The organism is Neobacillus sp. DFD-2R (genome assembly GCF_057747865.1).
In genome coordinates this window covers 1323855-1335588 of the sequence record NZ_CM173228.1, presented here as the reverse complement: position 1 = coordinate 1335588, position 11734 = coordinate 1323855, and the positions used below count along the sequence as shown (strand labels likewise).

Below are 11734 nucleotides of genomic sequence, written 5' to 3'. Positions count from 1 at the left end.
GATAACGGTTGTTGCCGTCAGCGATTACTTGCCTCATGGTCATCATAAGGGTTCACTGCTGAAGTTTAAAGGTGGTAAGTATTGATTCCGTAATAGGAGATTTTCAGCCAAGCTCTCCCTCTCTGAGATTCGTAAAAAAATACTGTTATCCTTATCATTACTTTTGCTGCATATATTTTACTATGTAGGTTATTATAATGATTTGATTTTAAAAAATCAAGGGACATAAACCTAATAATTTTCATTATTGCAATATTATTTAGTTTTATCCATGATTCTCCGAATTGGTATCATCTTTAATGCTCCACTTCATCGTAGCACGAAGAGCTTCAAATGTTTTAATTGTGACTCTTTCCTCAAAGATATTTTTTATTGTTCTAATGAGCGGTTCATCAGGATTTTTCGCATAAAGAAAAATTGTCGTCGGCGCAAGTGATAATAGCGGTGCAATTGAAACAGAATCAACATAAACCGGATGATTCACCAGTAATTTCCGGTCAACCATTTTGACTAATTCTCCACGTTTGATTTCCTCAAAATCTTCCGTATAAAATGTAACCTCTTCATCAAACAATAAATGAAGAATGCCCATTTTAGGTTTACGGTTTGCTAAAAACTCCCTTAGTGTTTGAACAAACATTTGATATTCCTGCTCCATTTTATACTCATCAATTGAAATTTCCACATAACCTCTCAACTTCTGAATATAAGAGCGCAAACGAAATTTGTGAAATGAATCAAAAGAAAACGAAACATTATTTTGAAAAATTTGCTCAATAGCAGCTCTGATATTCGGCTCTTCGCTGGTTTCCTTCAAGAAGGCTGCTAAATCCTCTCTTTGCCCTTCAAGGATGGTATAAATAATCTCCATTATTTGCTGCTGCTCTTCCGGATCCTCATAGTAATAATGTTCCTTTAAAATGCCTCTTAGCCAATCATCTTGCTTTATTTTAACAATAAACTCGTAAAATGCCTCTTTTGTCTTTTTCAATACAGCATAAGACAGGCTGCTATCAATAATTTCCACTATAAGTCGATCTTCATAAAGAAGAATATCATTATTTTCCTGACTATATGATAAACACTTCAGCAAGTGATTATAAAACCTGATTGCATCCATCTTGCTTTGGAAGATGATCTCTGCCAACCAAATCCCCCCTTAGACCATATCTTGTTTTAATATATATGGGGAACTTGACCAAAATAGAAGTTAGTAAAAAAGAAAAAGGACTGCCGACATTTGTTCGGCAATCCTTTTTCTTGATCTGTAAATCTTAAGTTCTCCGGTTCGGACCATCTACTAACACCGGTTCACTTAAACTCCGAATTCTTTCCATGATTCTCCTTGCTTTCATTTTCTCTTCTTCACCACGCTGGCTATAGGTTAAATGATGCTCCAGCTCTTGAAAGTCAAAATTCGAAGTGAAAAAGGTTGGAAGGTTTTCAAGCATCCGAAATTGCAGAATCGGGCCTAACACTTCGTCTCTAGTCCAACTGGATACAGCTTCAGCGCCTATATCATCAAACATGAGGATTGGCTCTTTTTTTAGGGCTTCTATTTTTCCATTTAAGGTTGAATCGGCGATGGCACTTTTCATCTCTCTCAATAGCTCCGGGACATAGACAATCATAGATGAAATATGCTTCTTTGCCAGCTCATTTGCGATAGCGCCTAACAAATAAGACTTTCCTACCCCAAATTTCCCATAGAGATATAAGCCTTTTTGCTTTTTGTTTGTCTCGTAATTCATTAAAAAAGTGGCTGCCTTGTCGACTGCATCGAGCCTGCCGGAATCTCCTTCAATGGCCTCAAAGGTAGCTTCCAAGATATCTTTAGGTACATATAGACTTCGAATAAGCTGTTGATTTTTCCTTTTTTCATCGTCCATAATTTTTCTTGGGCATCGTTCATAGACCACATCGATTGTATTCCGCGTTAATACTAATTCCGGGTGGTAACCTTTCATAATATTGATACACCCCTCAAGACTTGGACAGTGGTTACATTCCTTACTTTGATTGGTATACTCGTACAATTTAATCAAGCTTTTATCAATAATCTCTTGGGAAATCACATTCTGATGCGTTGTTAAGAAAGCTTTAATATCGGGATGTTGAAGTGTGTCATGACGCATTTTTTCATAACGTTTCTGAAAGTTCTCATTTGAGGCTAATCGTTTCAGTGTTTGGTTAATCCTTTCCATATTTCATCACCTCCTATTTTCGGAATGCCTTTAATTTTTCTTCAATGGCACGCTTCTTTGCTTCAAGCTCAGAATTTGCCCCATTTGATGTATCTTTAACAGCTTCTTTGGAATTGTCGTCAAACCAATCAGGAAGGACCTCTGTCCGAATAGACTTTTGCTTCGCTGATTTCCCTGATTTTTTTCCATCGCCCCAACCAACATAGGTGTTATGCTCTTTCTTTGCCAATTCCATTGCCTCTTTTACCGTTTTAACCTGCTTTCTAGCCCAGTGACCTGCTAGTTTTTCAACATAGCCTTTTGTAAATTTCATATCTGTTCTTAACATTACAAAGTGAATCAACACATTGATAACACCCGGCAAAAGCTTTTGTTTGAACATCACATCTTCTACGATTTGTATATCAGAACGAGAAGGCTCGCCACCGCCTGAGAGATCCTTAAAAAATTGAAGCGGCGAGGTGGTTTCTAAGTAACGTACTAATTTTTCTTCCTGTGTTTTCGGCTCTGCTATTTGAACTTGATGTTTGGAAGGCTGAGTACGTTCAATTAGGTTAGGTAACTGATCTTGATTTACATACTGATACCAATCCCGGGCACCCTTTCGTAATTCCTCGATATCGATTTCACTGTTCTCATTAATAGCACCTAATATGATATTTTTCATCTGAATGGGATCAATGGTATAAAGAAAGGCTAGATTACTAACTACTTCTTTAATCTTTTGGGTTAGGGCCTTCTTAGGCACAAGCGATTCATTTAAACCGGCCATCAACAGGTCAAAATCAAAGGTATGGGTATCAATTTGCACTGGCTGCGGGTCTCTTCGGCCAATAAACTGTTGATTGCCATCCGCTTCAAATTCCCCTGAAATGTCCTGAAGATATTGAAGACTTCCTGGAGTGGCCGATTCAAACACATCTTGAAATGCTCTTGTGACATCAAGAAACTCACTTTCTTTAGGCTTTTGCTGATCGCTAAAAAATCGTTTAAGTCTGGCAAAATGATTTTTCCCTATCTTTCGGTATAAATAAATATTTAACATACCATCTAAAAAGAATTGCTCAGGAGTTAATGGAGGATGCAGCTCATAGATAAATGACCGCTCTCCTTCATCTGTCTTGACAAATGTTTTCAGCAGTCCAATTCCTTCCAATTTTAAGCGTGCTTCGTATATTTCCTTTAAATTCATTTCTAATAGATTCATCAAAAGGTGATGGCTTGAGGATTCGGACCATAAGCGATTCTCCTCCAGCTCTGCCCATAGCGTCATATATAAACTAAAGCAAGTGGATCCAATTAAGGGCTGATATAAAAATGTCAGCACTTTGCGATCATAATCATGCAGCAAACCATTTGCCGCTACAATATAACGGTCGATAGGAACGAGTTCCTGCCAATGCTGCACCATATTTTTCAAACCTTTCTTATAAAAAGGAGCTAAATACCGCATTAGCTCCTTAAGATTTCTCTTTCTTTATCAATTCCTTTAATTCTTCAATGAATACATTAATATCCTTAAATTGGCGGTAAACTGAAGCAAAGCGGACATAAGCGACCTCATCAACATGCGCCAGCCTGTCCATCACCATTTCGCCAACCAGTTCGCTTTTTATCTCAGAAACCCCTTGATTACGGAGTTCTTTTTCTACCCCTTGGGTTATATCTTCTAATTCCTTTAAGGCAACAGGACGCTTTTCACATGCCTTAATAAGGCCTCTTAAGATTTTATCCCGGCTGAATTCCTCCCTGGTACCTTCTTTCTTTACAACAATAAGCGGGATTTCTTCAATCTTCTCAAACGTTGTAAAGCGATATCCGCATTCTTCACATTCCCGTCTTCTTCTTGTTGCTCGCCCCTCATCAACAGGGCGGGAATCCAGCACACGTGTACCGTAATTTTGACATGATGGGCATTTCATGATTAATCAACTCCAAATCTATCCCGTAAATCCGCACCAATGCTTAGCAGTATTCTTACTATTATCTTATTAAAAAGAAAATCTTTACACAAGTACAAGTATCATCTGTTTTTACCCGATCTAATAAATGTATGTAGTTGGTTTAGACGTTGATAATAGGAGATAATTCGCTTTTTTAAGGCTGGGTAATTCCCAGCTAATGAAAAGCGTTCTGTTGAAATTTTGAAGTCTACAGCCGTCTCCAACGGTCTTTCAGTTACAACCGTAGCGATAAGGAAACAGGGGATAGGTTTAGTGACTTCAACAGCGATTTCCCCATGCTCTTTTGAAACGGTGGTGATACGGCAATCAACATCATCATGAAATAGCTTTTCAACTGTTTGAAATAGCTGGTTAAAGTTCGCCTTATAATAGTGTGTCTTTAGCTGTTCATCCGTTAAAGAATCAGATGTTTCAATTTGTTTACTAAATCGTAAAAATAAGTTCCCAAAATTAGCCATGACTTTCCTCCAATAATTAATCCCTTTTTTCTTAGTTTACACATTCGGAGAGAAAATAAAAAGAGATGTATGGTTTCATACACCTCTTTACGGGTTATTTTTTATAATTAATTAAAGAACCTTTGCCTGTTTTACATTTACAGGACCCATACCACGCGGGATTTCAATATTTTCACGAGTTTGAGCATTTAATGCTTCAGCAATATAATCAGCAGCAACATTTGGATTCAAATCACCGCAAGTATACACATCAATGCTTGCATAACCATGTTCAGGGAAGCTATGAATTGTTAAATGTGATTCAGAAATAATAACAACACCGCTCACACCTTGTGGTGCAAATTTATGAAAAGCTACTTCGCGAATTTCCGCCCCTGATTTAAGTGCTGCTTCTACAAAAGTTTGTTCAATAAAATCCATATCATTCAATTTTTCAAAATCGCATCCCCATAATTCAGAGATAACGTGACGTCCCATTGTTTCCATATTCTTATTTCCCCCTCTAACCTTTTTCCGCTTCGATCTTGAAATCCTGTTATTGACGGTACCCAAGTAACTACCACGGGGGAAAGTTAGTCCAGAGAGGTCCTAACCCTTTAAGTAATTATCTGCTACCTAATTTCAAGAAGTTCACGATGACTAGTATACTTTGTTTATATTTATTTTGCAACCTATCAAATTAAAATTTTTAAAAGTCTAATAATGCAAAAGGGTTCGATGGGCATATTTCTCTCTTATTATTTAAAAAAACAGTATTTACAGCTTCATTTTATGCGAAGTAGACAAAATGGCCACAAAAAAAAGCTGTCAATCGACAGCAATTTTTTCAACCCACTTTTACTTGGTTGGTTTTCGCCATTTCTTCTGCCACATAAAGCGCAAGATCCACAACACGTGACGAATATCCCCATTCATTGTCATACCAGGCCAATACTTTAACTTTTCTTGTTCCCATTACCATCGTTGACAGCCCGTCAATGATAGCTGAATGTTGATTTGTATTGAAGTCAACTGAAACAAGCGGCTCCATAGTAAATTCCAGAATGCCTTTTAACGAGCCATGTGAAGCATCAATAAAGGCATTATTAATATCATCCGCTGTGACATCCTGTTTAAGGTCTACAACTAAATCCACAAGAGATACATTTGGTGTTGGTACCCGAAGTGCCATTCCATGCATCTTACCTTGCAACTGCGGCATCACTAGTGACAAAGCCTTTGCAGCTCCTGTCGTTGTCGGAATGATGCTTTGTCCACAAGCTCTTGCTCGACGTAAGTCTTTATGTGGATTATCAATATTCTTTTGATCATTGGTGTAGGCATGGATTGTCGTCATTAAACCGCATTCGATACCAAATCTTTCATCCAATACTTTTGCAACAGGTGCCAAACAGTTGGTTGTACAGGATGCATTTGAAATAATATCATGTTGGTGGATATTTAACATTTCATCATTTACACCCATAACAATTGTAACATCTTCATTTTTACCAGGTGCTGTTAGGATTACCTTTTTAGCCCCGGCATCCAAGTGAAGCGCAGCCTTATCACGGGAATTAAATTTACCGGTCGCTTCTATAACTACATCGATGTTTAATTCCTTCCATGGAAGTTCCTCTGGATTTCGATAATTTAATAACTTAATTCTTTTGCCATTTACAATTAACTCATTATCAAAAGGGATAACTTCCCCTTCAAAAGGTCCATGGTTTGTATCATATTTTATTAAATGAGCTAAAGTTTCTGCAGGATAGCCCGCATTTATCGCTACAACTTCAAGTTTTTTTTCAAGGATCGCTTTTCTAAAAACCATCCTCCCAATTCTCCCAAAACCGTTTATTGCTATTCTTGATTTCATTTTACGGCCCCTTCCGCATTAATGTTATACTTTTAACTTGTTTTATAGTAATTAGTATAACATATTTATCAAAAAATGCGATAAATAAACTGCGGATTTTTAATGTTTTATAATTCTGATATTTCAAAAGCATAGGAATACTCATTTTTTTCGCCCCAAAAAAAGAGAAGAGGCAACCTCTTCTCCTTTTTGCTATATAATATTCTTATTTAAATTCCATTGCATAAACACTTTATTAAGTTGTTCTTTAGTTTCCTCAATTGATCCATTATTATCAATAACCGCATCCGCTAAGATGACTTTTTCTGAAAGGGGCATTTGGGAATTCACCCTAGCCTCTGCCTCCGTGGCTGTTAGGTTATTTCTTTCCATTAATCTCTGCAGTTGAATGCTTTTATCCACATAGACAAGGAGTGTTTTGTCTACCATATACGTTAATTTGCTTTCAAATAAAAGAGGAATATCCAGAACAACAATTTCTTCGTGGTTTTGATTGGCTTTTTCAATTTTCTGTTGCATCCTTTTTCTTACTTCCGGGTGAACGATTTCATTTAGTTGCTGTCTTTTTTCAGCATCATGGAAAATGATCGAGCCTAACTTTTGCCTGTTTAATTCTTCATTTGGCAGTAGAATATCATGACTAAACACATCAATAATTTTAGCGTAAGCATGTTCTCCCTTTTGAACTGCAAGGCGTGCTTCAACATCTGCATCAATTACTGTAATCTTTATTTCCTTTAACATATTTGATACTGTACTTTTTCCACTGGCAATTCCGCCTGTTAAACCAATCACTAGGGACATGCTTTTACCCTTTCTTATTTATAATATTTTCCAGATTCCAATCATCATTAATAAAATACCCGGCAAAAAAGTGAACTTCTGAATCCACTCAAAACGGTGGAAAAATGCTCCGCACTTTAAGCCTAATAGGACAAATAGTGAACTCATTATTGCTACTGTTAATGCTAAATAGTATGGAGAAAACCCGAGCATCGCTGCTCCAATACCTGCACCAAAGGAGTCTAATGACAAGGCAAAGCCAAGCATAAGAGCTTCAATGCCTGTTATGGTACCGGATTTATCAAAATCGGCAGACATTGGTTTTTTTAATATATTTATAACGATACCAAGTGAGCGGATTTCAAAATTTACGATCGTTTTTTCATGTTCTAGCTTATCCTTTTCCTTCTCGGGCCGAAAAAATTGATACAAAACTCCTGCACCCAAAGCAATGAGAATAATTCCCCCAAGGCTTGCTGTGATGCTCGGTGATAATATTTTTGCGAGACCATGTCCGATTGACACAGCAAGAATCATAGAAATAGCCGAGCAGCTTGCAATAATGAGCACAGATTTTAATGGCATTACCATTTGCCTCAATCCATAAGTAAATCCTACACTAAAGCTATCAAGACTGAGAGCAAAAGCTAGTATAAGAAGTGAGAACAATTGAAACATAATGTTTAGGGCTCCTTCCTGTCAATCACTACGATAGTATATGGAAGGAGCCAGTCTAGTGTTATTCAATTCATTTTACGTTTTAAAAAGATCATTTAAAGCTTTTGACAAGTAGGACAATAATGGGTCCCTCGGCCGCCAACGGTCGTTTTTTCAAGCGGGGTTCCACACCTTTTACATTCTTCGCCTTTTCTGCCGTATGCGTATAATTCAAGCTGGAACATACCGATTTCCCCCTGTGAATTCACATAGGAACGGATGGTGCTTCCGCCTTTTTTGACAGCTTCATTTAAGGTTTTAACAATTTCCCGATGAAGGATAGATATTTCTTTTTCATTTAGCGTATTGGCAGGTCTCTCCGGATGAATTCCTGCACGAAACAGAGCCTCATCCACATAAATATTCCCAAGACCAACTACGATTTTCTGATCTAAGAGAGCCGGTTTTATCTTGCGATTAGTATTTCCAAGTTTTTTCACCAAGTATCTTTCAGTAAAGCTCTCTTCAAATGGTTCAGGACCAAGCTCAAGCAATGGAGGTTTTTGAAATTCCTCCCCTTTTCTAAACAAATGCATCGTTCCAAATTTACGTACATCCCTGTACCTTAATTCGGTTCCATCAGTAAAGTGAAAAATAACATGGGTATGTTTATCAAAGGGGTCTTCTTTTGAATATAATCCGTATTTTCCTTCCATTCGCAGATGGGACACTAAGGCGTATGTTTCCGTATAGAGAATTAAAAATTTCCCTCTCCTGCCCACATCCTCAATGGTTTCCCCTTTTAAGGCATCGATAAATTGTTCTGCCTCTACAGGTTTTTTAATGATTTTCGGCCAATAGACCGATACATTCTCTATTTGTTTTTGAAGTACAAGCTTAACTAACGTTTTTCTGACCGTTTCAACCTCAGGCAGTTCCGGCATTCAGATCCCCCTTTTATTTTGCATCAAACCACGTTGGGCCGTAAGAATAGTCCACTTTTAAAGGAACTTTTAGCTCTAAGGCATGTTCCATCACATCCGGAACTAATTTCTTTAGTATTTCGACCTCATCCTGCGGTGCTTCAAAAATCAATTCATCATGTACCTGAAGCAACAAACGGGATTTTAGTCCTTGATCTTTTAACGCAGCATCCATGTCAATCATTGCCTTTTTAATAATATCGGCAGCGCTGCCCTGAATTGGCGTGTTCATGGCTGTTCTTTCAGCAAAGCTTCTCAGGTTAAAATTACGGCTCGTTATTTCAGGAATATATCTTCTTCTTTGCATTAAAGTAGAAACATAGCCTTTTTGTTTTGCTAATTGGATTATATCATCCATATACTCTTTGACACCCGGATAGCTATCAAGGTAACGCTCAATGAATTTGCCTGCTTCCTTCCGCGTAATCCCCAGGCTTTGTGATAGTCCATAATCACTAATTCCGTAAACAATTCCAAAGTTAACCGCCTTTGCTTGGCGCCTCATGTTAGAAGTTACCTCAGCCTCGTTTACATGGAATACTTCCATAGCCGTTTTTGTATGAATATCCAGGTCATCTTTAAATGCCTGAATGAGCTTTTCATCACCAGCAATATCAGCCAATACACGCAGTTCAATTTGTGAATAATCAGCAGCAAAAATAACCCAGTCCTTTTCAGAGGGTACAAAAGCCTGGCGAATCTTTCTGCCTTCCTCCAGTCGAATTGGTATGTTTTGCAGGTTGGGATCTATCGAGCTTAACCTGCCTGTTGCTGTTAATGTTTGTTGAAATCTTGTATGGACCTTCTCCGTTTTCGGATCAATTACCTTCAATAGACCTTCAATATAGGTAGACTGAAGTTTTCCCAATTGTCTATAAAGGAGAATATGCTCAATGATTTCGTGCTCAGAAGCCAACTTTTCCAGTACATCGGCTGATGTTGAATAACCGGTTTTCGTTTTCTTAAAGGATTGAAGGTTTAATTTTTCGAATAAAATAACCCCTAGTTGTTTCGGTGAGTTAATATTAAACTTCTCACCTGCCAAACTGTGAATTGTTTTTTCAATTTCTACCAGCCGTTCGTTTAATTCTACACCCATCAAACGCAGACGATTACGGTCTACCTTCACACCACAGGATTCCATATCTGCTAGTATGAGCGCTAAAGGCATTTCCAGCTCTGCAAATAATTCGTATTGCTCATTTCTCCTTAAATCATTTTCCAGTTTATCTCTTATATCGGACATTGCTAAACTTTTACGCACCAAATGTTCCGCAAGCATAGGGGAACCAGGAATTTTTCGCTTTGCACCTTTTCCATAAAACAATTCGTCCGATTGGATTTTTTGAACATCGTATCTTTTTGCTATCGAGGAGAGACCTTCAATGTTCTCGGAAGCATCGATAATATACGAAGCAATCAATGTATCAAACTCAACACCCTTAAGATGAATGCCATGTCTCCTAAGTGCAACCTCAGAGCGCTTTACATCATAAACCGTTTTCTTTTGCCCGGCGTCTTCCGCCCATGTTTTAAACGCGGCTGATTGCAATGCTTCTTCTGTCGGTAAATAAAAATGGCCTTTTTCATTTACAATCGAAAACCCGATAATATCTGCATAATGATAGTTATCATCCAGTATTTCAACATAAAAATAATTGTTGCTTGCAAATAAATCTGCTGTTATTTCTTGAGGTATTTGATAATCAATCTTTTCAAGTTCAAGATGCTCAGGAACAGTACTATCATCTCCAAGCTTGTCCAACAGCGAATGAAAGCCCAATTCCTTAAATAATGGCAGCACTTTTTCTCTTGTAAAACCCTCATAAGCAATATTTTCTATAGAAATTTCTACCGGTGCTTCTCTTTCTATAGTAGCAAGCTCTTTGCTCATTAACGCTTGGTCTTTAAATTCTTCAAGCTTCTCCTTCAGCTTATTGCCATTTACTTGATTTATTGAAGTTAACAGATTTTCAAGTGTAGAATACTCCTTTAACAGCTTAATCGCTGTCTTTTCCCCCACACCGGGAACTCCGGGAATATTGTCAGAGGTATCGCCCATTAGGCCTTTCATGTCGATAATTTGCTCAGGGATAAGGCCGTACTTTTCTTGTACATGGTGAGGTGTATATTCTTCGATGTCTGTAATCCCTTTTCTTGTAATCCCGACTGTCGTTTTATCGGAAGCTAGCTGGGTTAAATCCTTGTCTCCGGAAATAACTTTTACGTCATATCCATCCTTTTCGGCTGTCAAAGAAAGGGTACCAATAATATCGTCCGCTTCATAATTTTCAAGCTCATATCTCGAAATTCCATAAGCATCAAGAAGTTCACGAATAAACGGAAATTGCTCCGATAATTCAGGTGGTGTTTTTTGCCTTCCGCCTTTATATTCTCCAAAGGTTTTATGGCGAAACGTCGTTTTTCCGGCATCAAATGCTACGAGCATATGGGTTGGCTTTTCATCTTCAATAATTTTCATTAACATCATGGTAAACCCATAAACAGCATTCGTATGAATTCCTTTATCATTATTTAGCAAGGGCAGCGCAAAAAAAGCACGGTATGCAATACTGTTCCCGTCAATTAACACAAGTTTCTTTTTATCCATATTTTCCTCCATTACTAATATAAGAAATCGTATGTAATTTAGTAAAAAAGACCGTTATTTCTCATTCCCATTTTATCACGAGATGAAATAGAAAAGAAAATAACGGTTATGACCAATTTTTATTTCTGAAAATCGAAAAAGGTGAAAGCGGGGTCTGCTTTCACCTTTTTCTTGGCTCCTTGGATTGGGGCTTTCATTTAGTATCATAAACCTTCA

At 37.7% G+C, this 11734-nt stretch carries 11 protein-coding genes and 1 other annotated feature (1 of these 12 running past the window's edge); all 11 genes read right to left on the bottom strand.

Going from position 1 to position 11734, the window contains the following annotated elements; genetic code table 11:
• Positions 1 to 167 (bottom strand) — a binding site (T-box leader) (it extends 90 nt beyond the left edge of the window).
• A gap of 98 nt (positions 168 to 265) precedes the next feature.
• On the bottom strand, positions 266 to 1147 hold the full coding sequence (gene ytxC / locus AC3ANV_RS06420) for a putative sporulation protein YtxC (protein ID WP_488312809.1): 882 nt from the start codon (positions 1145 to 1147) through the stop codon (positions 266 to 268).
• A 127-nt stretch (positions 1148 to 1274) separates the two neighbouring features.
• Positions 1275 to 2204 (bottom strand): primosomal protein DnaI, encoded by a 930-nt coding sequence (gene dnaI, locus AC3ANV_RS06415; RefSeq protein ID WP_488312808.1) that lies wholly within the window; start codon positions 2202 to 2204, stop codon positions 1275 to 1277.
• 13 nt (positions 2205 to 2217) lie between these two features.
• A complete protein-coding gene (locus AC3ANV_RS06410) occupies positions 2218 to 3615 on the bottom strand; it encodes a replication initiation and membrane attachment family protein (RefSeq protein WP_488314151.1) in 1398 nt (465 codons plus the stop codon).
• Positions 3616 to 3664: 49 nt separating this feature from the next.
• On the bottom strand, positions 3665 to 4126 hold the full coding sequence (gene nrdR, locus AC3ANV_RS06405) for a transcriptional regulator NrdR (protein ID WP_307403691.1): 462 nt from the start codon (positions 4124 to 4126) through the stop codon (positions 3665 to 3667).
• 101 nt (positions 4127 to 4227) lie between these two features.
• Positions 4228 to 4626: a hypothetical protein gene (locus tag AC3ANV_RS06400; protein ID WP_488312807.1), complete on the bottom strand. Its 399-nt coding sequence runs from the start codon at positions 4624 to 4626 to the stop codon at positions 4228 to 4230.
• A gap of 111 nt (positions 4627 to 4737) precedes the next feature.
• Entirely contained in the window at positions 4738 to 5112 is a 375-nt protein-coding gene (gene speD / locus AC3ANV_RS06395) for an adenosylmethionine decarboxylase (protein WP_307403687.1), read from the bottom strand.
• A 340-nt stretch (positions 5113 to 5452) separates the two neighbouring features.
• Positions 5453 to 6484, bottom strand: a complete 1032-nt coding sequence (locus tag AC3ANV_RS06390; RefSeq protein ID WP_488312806.1) for a glyceraldehyde-3-phosphate dehydrogenase — start codon at positions 6482 to 6484, stop codon at positions 5453 to 5455.
• A 192-nt stretch (positions 6485 to 6676) separates the two neighbouring features.
• A complete protein-coding gene (gene coaE / locus AC3ANV_RS06385; RefSeq protein WP_488312805.1) occupies positions 6677 to 7288 on the bottom strand; it encodes a dephospho-CoA kinase in 612 nt (203 codons plus the stop codon).
• A gap of 18 nt (positions 7289 to 7306) precedes the next feature.
• Positions 7307 to 7945: a sporulation membrane protein YtaF gene (gene ytaF, locus AC3ANV_RS06380; protein ID WP_488312804.1), complete on the bottom strand. Its 639-nt coding sequence runs from the start codon at positions 7943 to 7945 to the stop codon at positions 7307 to 7309.
• Positions 7946 to 8040: 95 nt separating this feature from the next.
• Positions 8041 to 8868 (bottom strand): DNA-formamidopyrimidine glycosylase, encoded by an 828-nt coding sequence (mutM, locus tag AC3ANV_RS06375; RefSeq protein WP_488312803.1) that lies wholly within the window; start codon positions 8866 to 8868, stop codon positions 8041 to 8043.
• A 13-nt stretch (positions 8869 to 8881) separates the two neighbouring features.
• Positions 8882 to 11518 (bottom strand): DNA polymerase I, encoded by a 2637-nt coding sequence (polA, locus tag AC3ANV_RS06370; protein WP_488312802.1) that lies wholly within the window; start codon positions 11516 to 11518, stop codon positions 8882 to 8884.
• Positions 11519 to 11734: the final 216 nt, after the last annotated feature.